The sequence below is a fragment of the Bradyrhizobium sp. CB2312 genome (assembly GCF_029714425.1).
Lineage (GTDB): Bacteria > Pseudomonadota > Alphaproteobacteria > Rhizobiales > Xanthobacteraceae > Bradyrhizobium.
On the sequence record NZ_CP121668.1, the window covers coordinates 255912 to 275448 of the forward strand.

The 19537-nt window shown below is 65.4% G+C and carries 16 protein-coding genes and 1 riboswitch; of the genes, 5 read left to right on the plus strand and 11 right to left on the minus strand.

Annotation, left to right across the window (positions count from 1 at the left end; genetic code table 11):
- The first annotated feature begins 128 nt into the window (after positions 1–128).
- Positions 129–722: a c-type cytochrome gene (locus QA642_RS01240; protein WP_283083023.1), complete on the plus strand. Its 594-nt coding sequence runs from the start codon at positions 129–131 to the stop codon at positions 720–722.
- A 188-nt stretch (positions 723–910) separates the two neighbouring features.
- Here the strand turns inward: QA642_RS01240 and panE are convergent, their stop codons facing one another.
- The 4 genes from panE to QA642_RS01260 all read right to left on the minus strand — a co-directional run bounded on the left by panE (position 911) and on the right by QA642_RS01260 (position 4679).
- Positions 911–1834 (minus strand): 2-dehydropantoate 2-reductase, encoded by a 924-nt coding sequence (panE, locus tag QA642_RS01245; protein ID WP_283083024.1) that lies wholly within the window; start codon positions 1832–1834, stop codon positions 911–913.
- A 113-nt stretch (positions 1835–1947) separates the two neighbouring features.
- Complete coding sequence (locus QA642_RS01250) at positions 1948–2556, minus strand: 2-hydroxychromene-2-carboxylate isomerase (protein ID WP_283083025.1); 609 nt, start codon at positions 2554–2556, stop codon at positions 1948–1950.
- Positions 2557–2646: 90 nt separating this feature from the next.
- Positions 2647–3996 (minus strand): MATE family efflux transporter, encoded by a 1350-nt coding sequence (locus QA642_RS01255; protein WP_283083026.1) that lies wholly within the window; start codon positions 3994–3996, stop codon positions 2647–2649.
- Between the two features lie 86 nt (positions 3997–4082).
- Entirely contained in the window at positions 4083–4679 is a 597-nt protein-coding gene (locus QA642_RS01260) for a DUF2239 family protein (RefSeq protein ID WP_283083027.1), read from the minus strand.
- A 152-nt stretch (positions 4680–4831) separates the two neighbouring features.
- Here QA642_RS01260 and QA642_RS01265 point away from each other — a divergent pair, with 152 nt between their 5' ends.
- The gene (locus QA642_RS01265; protein WP_283083028.1) at positions 4832–5497 is read left to right on the plus strand and encodes a glutathione S-transferase; all 666 of its coding nucleotides are present in this window, start codon (positions 4832–4834) and stop codon (positions 5495–5497) included.
- Positions 5498–5589: 92 nt separating this feature from the next.
- Here QA642_RS01265 and QA642_RS01270 read toward each other — a convergent pair whose 3' ends face one another.
- Complete coding sequence (locus QA642_RS01270) at positions 5590–6885, minus strand: MFS transporter (protein WP_283083029.1); 1296 nt, start codon at positions 6883–6885, stop codon at positions 5590–5592.
- Positions 6886–6979: 94 nt separating this feature from the next.
- Entirely contained in the window at positions 6980–8731 is a 1752-nt protein-coding gene (gene ggt, locus QA642_RS01275) for a gamma-glutamyltransferase (protein WP_283083030.1), read from the minus strand.
- Positions 8732–8832: 101 nt separating this feature from the next.
- Between ggt and QA642_RS01280 the strand changes: the two genes are divergently transcribed.
- Positions 8833–10218: an MFS transporter gene (locus tag QA642_RS01280; RefSeq protein ID WP_283087130.1), complete on the plus strand. Its 1386-nt coding sequence runs from the start codon at positions 8833–8835 to the stop codon at positions 10216–10218.
- Between the two features lie 182 nt (positions 10219–10400).
- On the opposite strand, the gene purH is transcribed toward QA642_RS01280, so the two are convergent.
- The 3 genes from purH to rsmB all read right to left on the minus strand — a co-directional run bounded on the left by purH (position 10401) and on the right by rsmB (position 15481).
- On the minus strand, positions 10401–11993 hold the full coding sequence (gene purH, locus QA642_RS01285) for a bifunctional phosphoribosylaminoimidazolecarboxamide formyltransferase/IMP cyclohydrolase (RefSeq protein ID WP_283083031.1): 1593 nt from the start codon (positions 11991–11993) through the stop codon (positions 10401–10403).
- A 24-nt stretch (positions 11994–12017) separates the two neighbouring features.
- A riboswitch (ZMP/ZTP riboswitch) is annotated at positions 12018–12099 on the minus strand.
- A 161-nt stretch (positions 12100–12260) separates the two neighbouring features.
- The gene (locus QA642_RS01290; RefSeq protein WP_283087131.1) at positions 12261–13979 is read right to left on the minus strand and encodes a heparinase II/III family protein; all 1719 of its coding nucleotides are present in this window, start codon (positions 13977–13979) and stop codon (positions 12261–12263) included.
- A 155-nt stretch (positions 13980–14134) separates the two neighbouring features.
- Positions 14135–15481, minus strand: a complete 1347-nt coding sequence (rsmB, locus tag QA642_RS01295; protein ID WP_283083032.1) for a 16S rRNA (cytosine(967)-C(5))-methyltransferase RsmB — start codon at positions 15479–15481, stop codon at positions 14135–14137.
- Positions 15482–15670: 189 nt separating this feature from the next.
- Between rsmB and QA642_RS01300 the strand changes: the two genes are divergently transcribed.
- Positions 15671–15871 (plus strand): succinate dehydrogenase assembly factor 4, encoded by a 201-nt coding sequence (locus QA642_RS01300; protein ID WP_283083033.1) that lies wholly within the window; start codon positions 15671–15673, stop codon positions 15869–15871.
- A 42-nt stretch (positions 15872–15913) separates the two neighbouring features.
- Complete coding sequence (locus QA642_RS01305; protein ID WP_283083034.1) at positions 15914–16504, plus strand: thermonuclease family protein; 591 nt, start codon at positions 15914–15916, stop codon at positions 16502–16504.
- Between the two features lie 55 nt (positions 16505–16559).
- On the opposite strand, the gene QA642_RS01310 is transcribed toward QA642_RS01305, so the two are convergent.
- Positions 16560–17075, minus strand: coding sequence for a L,D-transpeptidase (locus QA642_RS01310; protein ID WP_283083035.1), 516 nt, complete (start codon positions 17073–17075; stop codon positions 16560–16562).
- Positions 17076–17373: 298 nt separating this feature from the next.
- The gene (gene acs, locus QA642_RS01315; RefSeq protein WP_283083036.1) at positions 17374–19320 is read right to left on the minus strand and encodes an acetate--CoA ligase; all 1947 of its coding nucleotides are present in this window, start codon (positions 19318–19320) and stop codon (positions 17374–17376) included.
- Positions 19321–19537 lie beyond the last annotated feature (217 nt).

Consider the following 19537-nt stretch of genomic DNA (forward strand, 5'->3'; position numbering starts at 1 on the left):
GTCGTTCCGGATTGCGCGTCTCTTGCGCGCAAGTCCGGAACCGATAACCCCGAGTCGTGGTTATGGATTCCGGGCTCGTGCTCCGCACGCCCCGGAATGACGAGCTCGATAGATCGGAATCCCCCATCATGCGTCGGCAGTTCATCTCGTACGCAATCAGCGCGGTTGCGATCCTCGTGCTCGGCCTCTTCCGCGCAGGCGCCGCCGACAACGCCGCGATCAAGGAGAAGGCCGCCGTCTGCTCCGGCTGCCATGGCGAGAACGGCATCTCGCAGACGGAGAACATTCCCTCGCTGGCTGGCCAGCCCGATCAGTTCATCCAGTGGCAGCTCGTGTTCTTCCGCGCCGGCTCGCGCAAGAACGACCAGATGCAGCCGATCGTGGAAGAGATCACCAACGAGGACATCCGCAATTTCGGCGCCTACTTCTCGCAAATGACGCCGCCGAAAGCAGCGGAGGACACCGATCCCGATCTGTCGAAGAAGGGCGCGCAAGTCGCTGTCGGCCGCCGCTGCGCCTCATGTCATACGGACAGCTTTGCCGGCACCAAGGCCGTCGCACGGCTCGCGGGCCAGCGCGAGGAATATCTCGTCAAAGCGCTGCACGACTACAAAGCGGGTGCGCGCGTCGGCGGCGGCGTCGCAGCAATGGCCGACGTCGCCTATCACATGAGTGACGAGGAGATCACGGCCGTGTCGCACTATCTCGCGTATTTCAAGTAGCGCGCCGCGATCGCGGCAAACACAGCTCGTCGTCCCGGGGCGCGACGAAGTCGCGAGTCCGGGACCCATAGCCACAGGATCAAGTTTGACAAAGATTCGTAGTGCGAGCTCGCGCCATAACCACTCCCTGTGGTTATGGGTCCCAGGCTCGCGCAGCGCGCGCCCCGGGATGACAGCCTAGTGTGAGGTTAGCTCGCCCGCTGCTTCTCATACGCCTTCAAATGCGTGTATGCGATCCGCAGCTTCGGCACCGGCACCTTGGCGGCGTCGGCGCGCGCGATGAGGTCGCCGATCACGTGATCGGCTTCGACCGGCAGGCCCGCCTTGATGTCGCGGAACATCGAGGCGGTCATCGGCGAGCCTTCGGTCGTCAGATTCCCCTTCACGCGCTCGAAGAACGGGCCGCCCGGCGCGTAGCCTGACGCGGTCGCGATGGCGCTGGTCTCGTCCAGCATGCCGAGCAGAAAGTCCCTGCCGCCGGGCGCGGCCAGGATGTTGCCGACGGAGGTGCGCATCAGGCTGGTGCTGGCGGCGAGCGAGGACAGGAACACCCATTTCTCCCACATGTCCTGCATGATGTTCTGGCTGGCGGCGGCGCCATTGATGCCGCTCTTGAAAGCCTCGTCGATCGCCTTGACGCGATCCGACAGCTTGCCGTCGCGCTCGCCGTAATTGAGCGACTGCATCGGCTGGAGCTGCACCACCTCGCGCTTCTCGTTCAGCGTCGCGGCGATGGCGCAGAGGCCGCCGAGCACGCGCTCCTTGCCGAACTTCGCATCGAGCGTGTCGAGATGCTTCATGCCGTTGAGCATTGGGATGATCGCCGTGTTCGGCCCGACCGCCGGGGCAAACGACTTGATGGCGTCATCGAGGTCGAACGCCTTGCAGCTGAGCAGAACGACGTCGAACTTGTCCTTGAGCGCGTCGGCCTGCACGGTCGGCGGATTTTTCAGGGTCACGTCGCCATTCGGGCTCTTGATGACGAGGCCGGCGCTCGCGAGCTCGCCGGCGCGGCGCGGCCGGACCAGGAAGGTGACGTCGCGGCCGGCCTGCAACAGCCTGCCACCAAAATAGCCGCCGATGGCGCCGGCGCCGACCACGAGAATGCGCATGGGATATTCCTTTTTGTTGCTATTGGCGGTCCATCTATAGTCGTCATTGCGAGCGAAGCGAAGCAATCCAGAATGCTATCGCGATCACATTCTGTCGCCGGAGATTGGGGGGACTACGTCCCCGACACCATCTCCTCGACCTCGCGCAGCTGCTCCTTGCCGAAGAACATTTCGTTGCCGACGAAGAAGGTTGGCGAGCCGAAGGCGCCGCGGGCGACCGCCTCCTCGGTGTTCTTGATCAGCTTGCCCTTGACCTCGGGCTCCTGGGCGCGGGCAAACAGCTTTTGCGCATCGAGACCGGAGGACGCCAGCGCCTTCGCCGCGATTTCAGGATCGTCCATCTTCTTCGGCTCGCGCCACATGTGGTGGAAGGCGGCGTCCACGTATTTCTCGAAGACGCCCTCGAGCTGCGCGGCGATGGCCACGCGCATCAGGTTCAGCGTATTGACCGGGAAGTGCGGATTGAAGACATAGGGCTGGACCTTGAAGCGCTTGACGAAGCGCTCGGTCTCGACCTCTTGGAATTCGCGCTTGTTCTTGATGCCGGCGAGCGTCTCGGCCGGCGACTTGTTGTTGGTCGATTTGAAGATGCCACCGAGCAGGATCGGCACATATTCGAACTTGACGCCGATGCGCTGCTCGATCGCGGGGATGGCGAGGTGGCTGAGATAGGCGTTCGGGCTGCCGAAATCGAACAGGAATTGCGGGGCTGTACGGGTCAAGATCGATCTCCCTGATATCGCTTTTTACCCATTGTGGCGCAGCGCGCGCCACGGGTCCACCGTTTAATGACGGTCATAATACTTTGATGATTAGACCAGTCTGCGGATGGCGCGCCTGCGCCAGACCAGCAGGTAATAGCCCATCTGCAAAACGAGCATGGCGCAGAACACGATCGGATAGGCCGCCCACACGCCCGCAAGGCCGATCGTGCGGCTCAGGATCACCGCCGACGGCAGCTCGATCGCGACAATGGCGAAGATCGAGAGCAGCATCGGTGTCAGCGCCACGCCGGCCGCACGCATCGCACCGGAGAATACGGTGGCGAGGCCGAACGGCACCGAACTCCACAGGGCGATAGTGAGCAGTCCCTTGGCCAGATCGAGCACGGCGCCGTCGGTAATGAAGAGGCCGAGCACGGCGCGCGGCACGAGATAAATCAGCACCACCAGCCCGCCAGTCAGCACGAGGTTGAACGCGAGCCCGGTACGCACGATACCGTCTAGTTCAGCCCTGTCGCCGCGGCCGATCGCCTGCGCGCCCAGGATCGAGACCGCGATCGAGATCGACATCGCCGTGAACTGGGTATAGCCCATCACCTGGTTGACCGCGCCATAGGCGGCTGTGGCGTCGGATCCAAAACCGTTGACGAGGCCGAGCAGCACCAGCTCGGCGATCGCCATCACCACCATGCCGATGGCGCTCGGCAGCCCAATGCCGAGGATTTTTCCGAGCACGGCGCGATTGAGCCGGAGATGACGCAGCAGTCTGCTGTCTGGCGCGAGCGCATGTTTTGTCCGCAGCAGATAGATGGCCAGCGCGATCAGCGTCAGCACGTTGGCGATCGCAGCCGCCCAGGCCGGGCTGGTGATGCCTGCGGCGGGCAATCCGAGCGAGCCGCGGATCAGCATCGGCGTCAGGATCAGGCCGATCGCCGTTGACAACGCCAGCGCCAGCAGCGGCGTGAGCGCATCGCCGACGCCGCGGATCATCGCCGTCATCAGCAGGAAGACGAAGCCGAGCGGCATCGTCAACAGCATGATGCGCGCATAGGCGCTGGCCTGATCGAGAATGTCGGCGGGCGTTGCGAGCGCCATCATCAATTGCCGGCTCAAGAGCCCACCGATCAATGCGACGGAAATCGAGAGCAGGAGCCCGACCGCGAGTGTCGTTCCGACGACGCTTCTGATTTTATTGTGTTCGCCGGCGCCAAAGGCCTGGCCGATCAGAACGGTGGCGCCGGTGCTGAGGCCCATGACGAAGGCGAACAGGAAGAACATCACCGGAAAGAACGTCGACACCGCCGCGAGCGCATCGACGCCGATCAGCTGGCCGAGATAGACGTTGCTGATTGTGCCGAACAGCGATTGCAACGCGTTGCTCAGCATCAGCGGTGCGAGGAAGCGAAGGAAGGTGGTCCAGAGTGGCGTGGGCGTGGACATGGATGTGCCTTTCGTCAGGGCGCGCAAAACCGTTGCCGCGCAATGCGCGGCTCGGCCGTCGATGGGGTTGGGAGGAACGCCGCGCCTTAAGCGCGGTCGCTGTAGGCGAGCTTCACGATGTGGTCGCGGATGTCGGTCGGCCAGTCGGCGATCAGGCCGGTGAAACGTCGCCGGTCATCCGCGAACAGGGCGCGTGAGGCTTCCTCGAACTGCGGCAGATTGCCGGCCATGGTGGACATGAAGTGATAGGCCGCATCGCGTGCCTGCCGCTCGCGGTCCTTGTCGCCGCTCGCGCGCCGTGCCTCATCGACGAGCTTGCGCAACGCGACCGAGGCGCCGCCTGCTTGCGCGTTGAGCCACTCCCAGTGCCGCGGCAACAGCGTCACCTCGCGCGCGACCACGCCGAGCTTTGGCCGGCCGCGCCCGCGCGGCTCGCTTGGTGGTGCGGTCTCCTCAATCGGGGGCGGGATCAGCTTCGCCAACCGCGCCAGCACCTCGCGATCTCCGCCGCGCAGATCGAAGTCGATCGATCGGCCCGTGGCGTCCTCGAAGATGACGATGGGCTCGTCCGGCCGCGGCGCCACGCGCTTGACGACCAGCGCGACCTCTCCGGCCGGCCCGGACACCAGGCGATGCGGGCCCTGGAAAGCGGTGAAAATCTTCTGCATTGGAATCATTGCCATATTTGAGCAGCGTTGGCGACTTAATACCCGGGTAAATTATATCCGTCAATATACCCGGGCGAAAATATCCATACCGACCGCTCGACATTGTGATCCCGGGCTGGCACCAACAGCGCGGCCGATCGACCACGCCTAGCCTGGGGACTCCACCAATGCTGACCGTTCACCACCTCAACAATTCCCGCTCGCAGCGCGTGCTGTGGCTGCTCGAGGAGTTGGGCGTGCCCTACGAGATCGTGCGCTATCAGCGCCAGCCGGACATGCGCGCGCCGAAGGAGCTGCGCGCGATCCATCCGCTTGGCAAGTCGCCTGTGATCACCGACAACGGCAACACCATCGCCGAGTCAGGCGCGATCATCGAATATATCGTCGCGACCTACGGCAACGGCCGTCTGATCCCGCCGCCGAACACGCCGGAGCGGCTGCGCTTCACCTATTGGCTGCACTACGCCGAGGGATCCGCGATGTCGCCGCTGCTGTTAAAACTGCTGTTCACGCTGATGCCGAAGCGCGCGCCTGCGCTGCTTCGCCCGCTGGTGCGAAAGGTCTCGAACCAGGCGCTCACCGCGCTCGTCAATCCGCAGCTCAAGCAGCATATGGATTACTGGGAAGGCGAGCTTGCCAAGAGCGAGTGGTTTGCCGGCAACGAGTTCACTGCGGCCGATATCCAGATGAGCTTCCCGCTCGAAGCTGCGCAAGCGCGCGGCGGACTGGAGCAGGGCCATCCCAAGGCGATGGCGTTCCTGGAGCGCATCCATGCGCGGCCGGCTTACGCGCGCGCGCTGGAGAAGGGCGGGCCGTATCAGGTGGGGCGGTAAGCCACCCTCCCGTCATTCCGGGGCACGCGAAGCGTGAACCCGGAATCTCGAGATCCCGGGTTCGGTGCTGCGCACCGCCCCGGAATGACCAGTCAATCCGCGTGCAGCACGCGCCCGCGCGTCTCGGGCAGCGCAAACGCCGCGATGAAGAACACCACATAGGCCACCACAGCGAAGATCGCGATGGCATTCGCAAGCGACGTCGTCGCCGACAATGCGCCGACGAGGAACGGAAACAGTGCGCCGATGCCGCGGCCGAAATTGTAGCAGAAGCCCTGCCCCGAGCCGCGCAGCCGCGTCGGATAGAGCTCGGTCAGGAACGCGCCGATCCCCGAGAAATAGCCCGAGGCGAAGAAGCCCAGCGGGAAGCCGAGCACCCAGAGGATCTCGTTGGTGAGCGGCAGCTGCGTGTAGAGCAGCACCACGGCCATGGCTCCGATCGAGAAGATCAGGAACAGATTGCGCCGTCCGATCCGGTCGGCGAGCCAGGCGCCGGTGAGATAGCCGATGAAGGAGCCGATGATCAGCGTCGAGAGATAGCCGGTCGAGCCGACGATCGACAGATGCCGCTCCTTGGTCAAAAACTGCGGCACCCAGAAGGTGATGGCGTAGTACCCGCCCTGGCAGCCCGTCGCCATCAGCGACGCCAGGATCGTGGTCTTCAGGATCGGGCCTGAGAAGATCTCCCAGAGCGCCGGCCGATCGCCGCTCGCCGCCTGCCTGGCGCGCGCCTCCGCCGCGATCTCCGGCTCGGTGACGGAGCGGCGGATGTAGAACACCAGCAGCGCCGGCAGCGCGCCGATTACGAACATCCAGCGCCACGCCGTCTCCGCCGGCATCAGCGAGAACAGGATCGCCTGCGACAGCACCGCAAGGCCCCATCCGACCGCCCAGCCCGACTGCACCGAGCCGACCGCGCGTCCGCGATATTGCGGCCGGATCGCCTCGCCCATCAGCACCGCGCCGGCGGCCCATTCGCCGCCGAAGCCGAGGCCGAGCACGGCGCGCGCGATCAGGAGCTGGTCGAAATTCTGCACGACGGCGCAGACCAGCGAGAAGAACGAGAACCAGATGATGGTGATCTGGAGTGTCCTGACCCGGCCGATATGGTCGGAGAGATAGCCGCCGAGCCAGCCGCCGATCGCGGATGCGAGCAACGTCACCGTGCCGGCAAGACCGGCCGAGGCCGCGTCGACCTTCCACAGCGCGATGATGGTGCCGATCACCAGCGGATAGATCATGAAGTCCATGCCGTCGAGCGCCCAGCCCGCCGCGCAGGCCCAGAAGGTCCGGCGTTCGGCGACGTTCATGTCGCGATAGAAGGCGAGTAGGCTGGTGTCCTCGATCTCGGCGCGTTCGATGCGCTGGTTCGGATCGGCGATGGTCATGTGCGTTTCCCGGCAGTTTCTTTGGCCGGGCGGTGGTAGCACGCGCGGCGGCTTGCGCAAGCCGCAGCAGCGCTTTGCGCCATGCAGGGCAGAATTACTGCCCTGCCGCCTCTGCGCCGCGCGTGCGCGGATCGGGTGCGCCGAACGGCCCGTTGGGCGCGACGAGGATGGAGTTGGCCGATGTCTGTCCCATCGGCACGACGATATGGTGATCCATCGCGCTCAGCGCGGACAGCACGTCGTCAGGGAAGCCGCGCTCGACGCGCACCTCGTCCGGCAACCATTGGTGATGCAGCCGCGGGGCTGCAACGGCGGCGGCGACATCCATCTTGTAGTCGAGGACGTTGACGATCACCTGGAGCACGGTCGAGATGATGAAGCTGCCGCCCGGCGATCCCGTCACCAGCACCGGCTTGCCGTCCTTCAGCACGATGGTCGGCGACATCGAGGATAGCGGCCGCTTGCCGGGACCGGGCAGGTTGGCCTCGAAGCCGACGAGGCCATAGGCGTTGGCGGCGCCGACCGCCGCGGTGAAATCGTCGAGCTCGTTGTTGAGCAGCACGCCGGTGCCGTCGGCAACGAGGCCGACGCCGTAGCTGAAGTTCAGCGTATAGGTGTTGCTGACGGCGTTGCCGTAGCTATCGACGACGGAGAAGTGCGTTGTGTTGGTGCCCTCGCGCGGCACGGGTGGCAAGGAGGCGAGATCCTTCGACGGCGTGGCGCGATCGGCAGAGATGCCCGCGCGCAGCTTGGCGGCGTAGTCCTTCGCGATGAGCGTCTCGATTGGCGCGGTGGCGAAGGCGGGATCGCCGAGATGGCGCGCGCGGTCCGCATAGGCGCGCTTCATGGCCTCGATCAACAGATGCAGCGATGCCGCCGAGCCATGCTTCAAACCGGCGAGCTGATAGCCCTCGAGGATGTTGAGTGTCTCCACCAGAACCACGCCACCGGAGGACGGCAGCGGCATCGAGACGATGTCGTAGCCGCGATAGGTGCCGCGCACCGGCGTGCGGATCACCGCCTGATAGGATTTCAGATCCGCCGCCGTCATGATGCCGCCGGCATCGGTGACGGCCTTGGCGAGCTTTTCCGCAACCGGCCCTTCGTAAAAGCCGCGCGGACCCTGCGTCGCGATCGCCGCCAGCGTGTCGGCGAGGTCGCTTTGCACCAGCCTGTCGCCTTCACCGAGCGAGGTGCCGTCGGGGCGCGAGAAGATCTTCGTCGAGGACGGCCAGCGCACGAAACGCCGGTGCCAGCCCGGGAGCGTGTCGGCGAGGTCGTCGGTGATGACGAAGCCGTCGCGCGCGAGCGCGATCGCAGGCTCGAGCAGTTGCGCCAGCGTGAACTTGCCCGAGCCATATTTCTCAAGTGCCAGGGAAAGACCGGCAACGGTACCGGGGACGCCGATGCCCAGTGCGGAGTCACGCGACTTCGTGACATCAGGCTTGCCGTCCGTGCCAAGGAAGATCTGCGGCGTGGTCGCTGCTGGCGCCGTCTCGCGATAGTCGATCGTGACGTCTTCGTTACGCTCGGCCGAATGGATCACCATGAAGCCGCCGCCGCCGATATTGCCGGCGCGGGGATAGGTCACGGCCATTGCAAAGCCGGTGGCGACCGCGGCATCGACCGCATTGCCGCCGCGTCGCAGGATATCGGCGCCGACACGCGCAGAGATATTCTCCTGCGCCACCACCATGCCGTGCTCGGCGGAGATCGCGTGCACGGTGTCGAGCGCCGGAGGAACGTAGGGTTTCCGCGCATCCTGTGCGGTCGCGGGCGCAAGGCCAAACGCCAAGGTGGCGATGACCGCGATAAATGTGCGCCGTGTCGAATATGACGACATCATCAAACTCTCGCTACGCCCCGGAGCCAATTCACATGCGTCCCTGTCATGCTATACGGGTTGCGCCGTGGACGAGGCAAACTGTTCGTGATGGGGATTTGATGATGACGACGATTGCCTCGGATGCGCGTCTGGATGCGCAGCGGACCTACCCGCCGCGCGCCGCCGTCGTCAGCTGGATCTTCTTTGATTGGGCCGCGCAACCTTATTTCACGTTGATCACGACTTTCGTGTTCGCGCCCTATTTCGCCACCAGCGTTGCGCCAACTGCTGCCACGGGCCAATCGCTGTGGGGCTTTGCGATGGCCGCCGCGGGCCTCGCGATCGCGCTGCTGTCGCCGGTGCTGGGCGCCATCGCCGATGCGTCCGGCCGCAGGAAGCCGTGGATTGCGGGATTCGGTGCCGTGCTGGTGCTGGCATCCTGCACGCTGTGGATCGGCAAGCCCGGCGATCCCTCGATCATTCCGCCGCTGCTCACCGCGGTGGCGCTCGCCAGCGTCGGCGCGGAATTCGCCACCGTGTTCAACAATGCGATGATGCCGACCTTGGTGCCGCCGGATCGGATCGGCCGGCTCTCCGGCACCGGCTGGGCTACGGGTTACATCGGCGGCATCGTCAGCCTGATCGTCGTGCTCGGCTTCCTCGCTGCGAATCCCGAGACCGGACTCACGTTGCTCGGCTTCAAGCCGCTGTTCGGGCTTGATCCCGCAACCCACCAGGGCGACCGCGCCGCCGGGCCTTTGACCGGGATATGGTTCATCATCTTCGTGATGCCGATGTTCCTGTTCACGCCGGACTATCCGGCAAAGCGGCCGGTGCGCGAGGCGCTGCGCGAAGGACTATCAGAGCTGAGGCAATCGATCAGGAGCCTGCCGCAACAGAAATCGCTCGCGGCGTTCCTGCTTGCCAACATGATCTACACCGACGGCCTGGTGTCGCTGTTCGCGTTCGGCGGCATCTATGCCGCGGGCACGTTCGGCTGGCACACGATCCAGATCGGCACCTTCGGCATCATGCTCGCGATCGCCGGCACGTTCGGCGCGTGGCTTGGCGGCAAGCTGGATGATCGTCTCGGACCGAAGCGCGTCATCGCCGGCAGCCTGCTGATCCTGCTGCTGGCGGTGGCGGCGATCCTCCTGGTCGACAAGGACAGCGTGCTGTTCGTGAAGGTGACGCCGCCGCAAGCAGGCGCTCCCTTGTTCTCGAGCGCGGCCGAGCGCGCCTATCTCGTGCTGGGCTGTCTCATCGGCGCCGCCGGCGGCCCGCTTCAGGCCGCCTCGCGCACGCTGCTGATCCACCTCGCGCCGAAGGACCGCATCGCGCAGTATTTTGGTCTGTTCGCGCTGACTGGAAAGGTGACGTCCTTCATCGGCCCGCTGCTGATCGGGATGATCACCGCAGCAACGGCGAGCCAGAAGGCCGGCATGGCCGTGCTGGTGGTGTTTTTCGTTACGGGGCTGGGGTTGTTGATGCGGGTGCGGGAGAATTAGCTCCGCTGTCGTCCCGGACAAGCGCAGCGAAGCGGAGCGCAGAGCCGGGACCCATAACCACAGGGCGTGATTTGGCGACGACTCGTAGTTACCAGCTCGCGCTGCGATTTCTCCCTGGGGTTATGGGTCCCCGCGTTCGCGGAGACGACCCGTTGAGAGTTCGGTGCACGACGGCGGGGGCCTCAATGCCTGAAATGCCGGGTCCCCGTGAACACCATGGCGATGCCGTGCTCGTCGGCGGCCCTGATCACCTCGTCGTCGCGCATCGAGCCGCCGGGCTGCACCACGGCGGTGGCGCCGGCTTCGATGCAGGCGAGCATGCCGTCGGCGAACGGGAAGAACGCATCCGACGCCACGACCGACCCCTTGGTAAGCGGCTCGGCGAGCTTCAGCTCGTTCGCGGCATCCTGCGCCTTGCGCGCGGCGATGCGGGCTGAATCGACGCGGCTCATCTGGCCCGCGCCGATGCCGACGGTGGCGAGATCCTTGGCATAGATGATGGTGTTGGACTTGACGTGCTTGGCGACGCGGAACGCGAACTTCAGGTCGCGCATCTCGGCATCGGTCGGCGCGCGCTTGGTCACGACCTTGAACGTCATGTCGTCGACCACGGCGTTGTCGCGGCTCTGGACCAGGAGGCCGCCGGCGACCGTCTTGGCCGTGAGGCCGGGCGCGCGCGGATCGGGCAGGCTGCCGGCGAGCAGCAGGCGCAGGTTCTTCTTCCCGCCGATGATGGCGATCGCCTCCTCGCTCGCATCGGGCGCGATGATCACCTCGGTGAAGATCTTCGTGATCTCACGCGCGGTGTCGGCGTCGAGCGGACGGTTCATCGCGATGATGCCGCCGAACGCCGAGGTGGAATCGCAGGCCAGCGCCCTGCGATAGGCCTCGACGAGATTCGCGCCTTCGGCGACGCCGCAAGGATTGGCGTGCTTGACGATGACGCAGGCCGCGGTGCGCTTGGCGTCGAACTCGCCGATGCATTCATAAGCCGCATCGGTGTCGTTGATGTTGTTGTAGGAGAGCTCCTTGCCCTGCAGCTGCCGCGCGGTCGACACGCCCGGGCGCTTGTCCGGCGTGGCATAGAACGCGGCGGTCTGGTGCGGGTTCTCGCCATAGCGCAGCGACTGGATCAGTCTGCCGCCGAAGGCGCGGAAGTCGGGTGCGTCGATCTCGAGCTGGCGGTTGAACCAGTTCGAGATCGCAGCGTCATAGGCCGCGGTGCGCGCATAGGCCTTTGCGGCCAGCCGCCGGCGCAGCTTCAGCGTGGTCGCGCCCTTGTTGGCGGCGAGCTCGTCGAGCACAGCCTTGTAGTCGTCGGCCTCGACCACGACGGCGACGTCGTCATGGTTCTTGGCCGCGGCGCGGATCATCGCGGGGCCGCCGATGTCGATGTTCTCGATGCAATCCTCGAAGCCCGCACCCTTCTCGACGGTGGCCTCGAACGGATAGAGATTGACGACGAGCAGGTCGATCGGCGCGATGCCATGCGCCTTCATCGCCTCCGCATGCTCCTTGTTGTCGCGGATCGCGAGCAGGCCGCCATGCACCTTCGGATGCAGCGTCTTGACGCGGCCGTCCATCATCTCGGGGAAGCCGGTGAGGTCGGCGACGTCCTTCACCTTGAGGCCGGCCGCGGCGATCGCTTTCGCAGTGCCGCCGGTCGAGACCAGCTCGACATCGTGCGCGGCAAGCGCTTTGGCGAACTCGATCAGGCCGGTCTTGTCGGAAACGGAGAGAAGGGCGCGGGTGACGCGGCGGGGATGGTCAGTCATGAGCAAGATCCTCTGTTCAGGGAGTGTCTATGCCCAGGCGCGCGGCAGATATGTGTCGCGCTTCCCGATGGTGCTCCATCCAAGGTCGCCAGTCGCGCGAGCGAGGGCTCGATAGCAGCTTTTGGCGCGTGTCTCAACGGGTAGAGCCATTTCCGTTCCGATGGAATCGGAACGGGGCTCTACGTTCTTGTTTTGACGCGTTTTCTTTACGCGAACCGGTATCCACTTCGCTCGAAAACGCTTTGGATAGGACCGGATCGCGCCGGTTTACAGCGGAAGTTCCGGCTCCCGGCGAGCGTTGCGGCGGGCATTGGTGACCGTCGGCGAGGCGGTGGAGCGGACAAAGCTCCAACGGATCGAGGGCGCTTGCCGCGCGTCCTGGCGGATCACGATCTGGGCGGTGCGGCGGGGGCCGTCATTGCCGGCCAGGAACACGCTGTCTTCGAGATCGACCTTGTCGTCCAATGCCTCAAAGGTCCAGACGTCGCGGTTCGGCAGCACCAGCATGACGCCGCGCGCATCCGATAGCCGGCTCGCCTTGACGGCCGGATGCAGATGGAAGCGCAGCGCGAAATCGGCGTCCGCGCCCTTGAAGCGCCCGCCCTGCGGCGGCGACAGCGTGTCCTCGCCGTCGATGCGCGCGCCGTCATTGGCGATCATCAGCACGCGGCGATGGATCGCGCCGAATTTAGAGAGATAGCCGTCATGCGAGGTCGTCAGCAGCGTGCCGTTCTGCACCACCTCGCGATAGCTCTCGACCTCGACCGGCCCGCTGGTGACGGGCGAGCCGTGCAGCAGCCGCTTCATCGCCGACATCTCGACGAACTGGCATGAGGACGTGTCGTGATAGGTCAGCGTCGAATGCGCCGCGGTGCCGCGCGCGAACGGTCGCCAATTGTCACGGCCCGTAGTCGGCATGCCGCAATTGGTGACGATGCGGCTGATGCCGGAGGACAATTCGAACGACAGGCAGCCGGCGTGGGCGTCGTGGCTGACGCCGGCCGGCGGCGGCGGGCCGGTGTCGATGATCACAGTGGTCTGGCCGGCATCGAGGCGCTGGAAGCCGGTGTGCGGCATGTTCGCCATCGGCGCGCCGTGGGTGTCGTCATAGGCGAGCAGTGTCGCGAGCAGGTCCGAGGGCGTCGCGCTCATGCCGTTGAACAGCGCGAAATTGCCGTCGCCGTGGCGGAAGAAGCGCAGCATCGGCATCATGCGGTCGATCGCATTGAGCAGCGCCGGCGGCGGCGCAATGTTGCGCGCGGCGAAAGTCTGCCGCAGCGGCAACAGGTCGATCAAGAGCTCGATCAGCGCGCCCGGGTTGCGCGAGATGTGTCCGCCATCGGGCAGGATCTGCCGCTGCAACTCGTCCGAGAGTTTTTTCGAGACGCTGCGGATGTGACGCGCCTGATTGGCGAGGCACAGTGCCGTGTAGCACAGCGCGATCAGCACCTGGAGCTTCGGCACCCCGTCGGGGATGTCGACCATGCTGTAACGCAGCAAGCGGATCTCGCGCGCGAGCGCGCGCAAGTAACGGCGATAGAATTTGTTGTCGGTGTCGCCCAGCACCAGCGGCGCCTGCGACAATAGCGAGATCACGCGCCGCGCCAGCACGTCCGCGCGCCGTGCGACCGGGCGGCGCTTGTTGGCGGGGTTTGCGATCCAGTCCTCGACCAGCGCGCGCGCATTGGCCCGCGTCAGCGCGGTGTCGGCGGCACGCAAATGGCGCAGCCAGCCGAAGCCGAGCAGCGCGACCTCCCAATCCTCCGACGGCGGCTCGAGATCAAAGATCGAGCGGCCATGGCAATTGACGATCTTGCCGGCGAACACAAAGCGGCCGGCATAGATCTCCGCGGCGCGGGTCGCATCCGCGGTACGCAGATCATGCGGCGCGATGATGAGCCGGTCGGTACGGCCGGGCCAGACCCGCGACAGCGCAACGGGGCCGCCGGTCGCGCGCGCGAGCATGTTCCGCGCGAAGCGGTTCATCACCAGCGTCGAGATACGTCTGCGTTGAGCGACCGACACGCCTTGCCTTGGAGGGGAGAGGATTCCGACGAATCCTTATTAATCCCAAAATCGGACGGCTGACACCACCTTGAACGGTCCGAATCAGGATCGTGGTGGCAAAATCCGGTGCAAAATCAGGATTTAACGAGCCGGGCCGCGTAAAATCCGTCGAGCCCGCCGAGCTTGGGATCGGGGTTCGGCAGATGGCTGGGCAGGGTGCGGAGGTCGCCCTCGGAGGTGACGATCTCGCTCAGTCCCGACACCTCGGAAGCTTCGATCGGCACGCGCCGCAGGCCGGACTCGGCCTGGAGCAGGGCAGCGATCGCCTGCTCGCCCTCCTCCGGTTCCAGCGAGCAGGTGCAGTAGACCAGCGTCCCGCCGGGCTTCAGCAGCGAGATGGATTTCTTCAGCAACCGCTGTTGGAGCGCGGCCAGCGTCGCGATATCGGATTCCTGCCGGAGCCACGCGACATCGGGATGACGGCGGATCGTGCCGGTCGAGGTGCAGGGCGCATCGATCAGGATGCCGTCAAAACCTTCTGACGGGCCGGCCCATTCCACGGCGTCGGCGACGATAGTCTCGGCCTGGAGCGACAGCCGCGCCAGATTCTCGCGCAGCCGCGCCACCCGGGCCGGCGAGCGGTCGATCGCGGTGACCTGCGCGCCTGATAGCGCCAGCTGAGCGGTCTTGCCGCCGGGCGCGGCGCAGAGATCGGCAATGGACTTGCCCTTGGTGTCGCCGAACAGCCGCGCCGGCAGCGCGGCGGCGGCATCCTGCACCCACCATTGTCCTTCGGCAAAGCCCGGCAGCATCGTCACCGAGCCGTGCAGCAGCATCCGCACCGTCCCGGTCGGCAGCGTCTCGCCATGCAGCCGGCTCGCCCATTGCGCGGCGTCCGACTTGACGGTGAGATCGAGCGAGGGCTCGTGGCCGAGCGCCAGCGCCATCTCCCTCGCGGTCGCCTCGCCGTAATGCGCGCTCCAGCGCGCGAGCAGCCAGGGCGGCAGATCCAGCGATTGATTGGCGACTTCTTCGACCAGCGCCTTGCCCTCGCGCGCGCAGCGGCGCAGCACGGCATTGACGAGACCTGCATAGCGCGCGGCGCGGCGATCTGATTGCACGAGACGCACGGAGAGATCGACCGCGGCGTGATCGGGCACGTCCATCCAGAGGATCTGTGCGGCGCCGATCAAGAGCGCGCTCTGCGCGCGCGGCGCATCGGAAGGAATGCCCTTGTCGAGCAGGCGGGACAGCACATGGCCGAGTGTGCCGAGCCGGCGCAGCACGGTCGCGACCAGGCGGCGCATCAGCGCGCGGTCGCGGTCGGCCAGTGTCTTCAGTCCAGGGTGAGCGCCGCCGCCGTCGAGCTGGTCGTCAAGCGTGCGATGCTTGTGCAGCACGCCGTCCAGGATGTCGGCGGCAATCCGCCGTGCCGCAAGACCAGGCACTTCGGACGGAGGGGCGAAACGTTGAGATGGCATGCGGAAGCAAGGTTCTGAGCGAGCGGCAGTTCCGCCGCGATGGGCGCATGCCTTAACGAATCCACATCTGGCACGCGAATATGCCAAATGTAAGAATGGCATCTCGCCTTTGCAGCCGGCTATCACCATTTCAGCAATGCGATATTGGACCTCGCGCGTCCTGTGATCCTGCGCTAGGAACCGTCCACGATGAGTGACCAGCCCTCCGCTCCCGATCGCAAGCAGCTTTCGCCGGCCGCCCGGCGCGCGCTGGCCGAAGCCGAAGCGCGCCGGCAGGCTGCGGCTAAGGCGCATGCCGAAGCGGCGCCCAAGGAATTGCAGGGACCGAAGGGGCCTGAACCCACCCGCTACGGCGATTGGGAGCGCAAAGGGATCGCCTCGGATTTTTAAGGCATCTTGCCGGTTCAGCCGACTCAGCCCTAGCGTGCGCAGATGTCGCGCTTCGACCCCAATCATCCCTACCGGCGCTCATACAGCGGCTCGCCGTTCAGCCGCCGCTTCTCCGGATTGCTGCCGTGGATGTTCGTGGTCGGCGTCGTGACGGCGATTGTGCTCGGCTTCCGCCAAGGCACGATCTGGCCCATTCCGCATGCGGATGACGGACAGTCGCGCGATGCCAAAATCATTTTGCAGCAGTCCGGCAATTCCGACACGCGCCTGGCGGTCGATGTCATCAGGACCGTCGACGGCGATACTTTCCTCGCGCGCGTGCATCAGCAGGGTGGCCGCGATCTCGTCGCGCGCGTCCGTCTGCGCGGCATCGACGCGCCCGAGATGAAAGCATCCTGTCAGGACGAGCTGGATAAGGCCGAGGCCGCCAGCGACGCGCTGCGCAACCTGCTCGGCCAGGGCGGTGTGACGATCTACAATCTTGGCCAGGACAAGTACGGTCGCGTGCTTGCCGACGTCGCGACCAGGCGAACCGCCAACGTTTCAGCGGCGCTGCTCGCCGGCGGTTACGCGCGCAGCTACAATGGTGGCCATCGCGACGGCTGGTGCGCCCGCAGCTGGCGCTTCTGGTAGCAAAAAAGCCGCGTCGGATGACGCGGCTTTCTGTGTCCTGTCCTGATCTGTTCGATCAGCGCGTCACGACCACCGTCGTGCCGACCGAGACACGGCCGTAGAGATCGGTGATGTCGTCGTTGAGCATGCGGATGCATCCGTAGGAGACGAAGCCGCCGACCGAGCCCGGCACGTTGGTGCCGTGGATGGCGTATTCGCCGCCGGCCAGCGTCATCGCCGCAACGCCCATCGGATTGCGCGGCGAGCCGCCCGGAATCACGTCCGGCATGTTCGGCTTGTCGCGCTTGACCTCGGCGGGCGGCGACCAGGCCGGATTGCGATACTTTCCGTCGATGCGGGTGGTGCCGGCCCACTGCTTGCCGGACCTGCCGACGCCGACCGGGTAGCGCACGGCGTGGCCGTTATCGAGGATGAGATAGAGCCGCCGCTCGCTGGTTTTGACCACGATGGTGCCCGGCGAATAGTCGGCGAGATGCGCTCCCACCATTTCCGGCCGCGCCTCGGCCGCCGTCGACATCAAGACCCCTGCTCCGATGGTGGCGGCCAACGCCACCGCAATCCTCATCGACATCGAATTTCCCCTTGAACGGATTCGTCGAAATCTACGCACAACCGGCAATCGCCAGCATGCCCAGACAATCTTAACCGCGCGCGTTAACCGGATGGTTTCCACGCGCGGCCGCCAAGGGCCCGCCAGCGGGGGGAACAAAGGAAATGTTCAAAATAAAGTAAATGACAAGAAAACAACACTCGACCGGAAAGATGCGGCCATGCCGGCTCGCGCCCTGACAAGAGCGTGAGCGTGTGAACCGCCGTCACTCCGGGTTCGGTCCTGCGGACCGCCCCGGAATGACGACGTGTTGTGACCTTTACGCCGACTTCTTGTTCTGCCGGTTCTTGACGAGGTCGTCGACCACGGCAGGATCGGCCAGGGTCGAGGTGTCGCCCAAGCTGCCCGGCTCGTCCTCGGCGATCTTGCGCAGGATGCGGCGCATGATCTTGCCCGAGCGCGTCTTGGGCAGGCTTGGCGCGAACTGGATCTGGTCGGGCGAGGCGATCGGGCCGATCTCCTTGCGCACCCAGGTCACGAGTTCCTTGCGCAGGTCGTCGGTCGGCTCGACGCCGGCCATCAGCGTGACATAGGCGTAGATGCCCTGGCCCTTGATGTCGTGCGGGAAGCCGACCACGGCGGCCTCCGAGACCTTGTCATGTGCGACCAGCGCGCTCTCGACTTCCGCGGTGCCCATCCGATGGCCGGAGACGTTGATGACGTCGTCGACACGGCCGGTGATCCAGTAATAGCCGTCGGCATCGCGCCGGCAGCCGTCGCCGGTGAAGTATTTGCCCTTGTAGGTCGAGAAATAGGTCTGCTCGAAGCGGGCGTGGTCGCCATAGACCGTGCGCATCTGGCCGGGCCAGGAGCGCGTCAGGCAGAGATTGCCGGTGGTTTCGCCCTCCAGCACCTTGCCGTCGGCATCGACGATTTCGGGCACGACGCCGAAGAACGGCTGTGTCGCCGAGCCCGGCTTCAGCTTGGTCGCGCCCGGCAGCGGCGTGATCAGGATGCCGCCGGTCTCGGTCTGCCACCAGGTGTCGACGATCGGGCAGCGATCGTCGCCGACGACGCGGTAATACCACTCCCAGGCTTCGGGATTGATGGGCTCGCCGACCGAGCCGAGCAGGCGCAGGCTCGCGCGCGAGGTCTTCTTCACGGGCTCGTCGCCCGACTGCATCAAGGCGCGGATCGCTGTCGGCGCGGTGTAGAAGATGTTGACCTTGTGCTTGTCGATGACGCTCCAGAACCGCGAATTGTCCGGATAGTTCGGCACGCCTTCGAACATCAGCGTGGTCGCGCCGTTGGCCAGCGGTCCATAGAGAATGTAGCTGTGGCCGGTGACCCAGCCGACGTCGGCGGTGCACCAGTAGATGTCGCCGTCGTGATAGTCGAAGACGTATTGATGCGTCATCGAGGCGAACACGAGATAGCCGCCAGTGGTGTGCAGCACGCCCTTGGGCTGGCCGGTCGAACCTGAGGTGTAGAGGATGAACAGCGGGTCCTCGGCGTGCATGTGCTCGGCTGGGCATTCCGTCGTCACCATCTTGGCGGCGTCGTGATACCAGAGATCGCGCGACGGATTCATCTCGACCTGACCGCCGGTGCGCTTGACCACGACGACCCAGTCGACGCCGTCGGCCTTGGTGAGCGCCGCGTCGACATTGGCCTTCAGCGGCACCTTCTTGCCCCCGCGCAGGCCTTCATCGGCGGTGATGATGACCTTGGATTGGCAATCGTTGATGCGCTGGGCGAGTGAGTCCGGCGAGAAGCCTGCGAACACCACCGAGTGGATCGCACCGATCCGCGCGCAGGCCAGCATCGCATAGGCCGCTTCCGGGATCATCGGCAGATAGATGGTGACGCGGTCGCCTTTCTTGACGTTGCGGGTGCGCAGGATGTTGGCCATCCGGCAGACCTCGTCATGCAGCTCCTTGTAGGTGATGTGCCTGGACTGCGAGGGATCGTCGCCTTCCCAGATGATCGCGGTCTGGTTGGCGCGGGTGTGCAGGTGCCGGTCGATGCAGTTCCAGGCGACGTTGAGGACGCCATCCTCGAACCATTTGATCGAGATGTTGCCGGGCGCGAAGGAGACGTTCTCGATTTTCGTCGGCGCCTTCATCCAGTCGATGCGCTTGGCCTGTTCGGCCCAGAATGCGTTCGGGTCCGAGATCGAGCGGGCGTACATCTCCTTGTACTTGGCCTGGTCGACCCAGGCGCGCTTGGCCCACTCCGCCGGGACGTCGTAAATCTTCTCGGACATGTTTCCCTCCACCTACGCCAAGCCGAACGCATGCGACTGGCAAGCCGACCTGATCGTTGAATCGATTATGCGTCGGGCTAACCGGCCCCGACAAGCCGCACAAGCTGGACCTTCGGCGAGCGGCCCGCCATACGGCGGATCAAGCTGCGCGGGCCGGCTGTCGCAAATCTGAAACAGGCCGGAGCGGCGGCTTACGGCTCTTTACCCAAATCTCCGG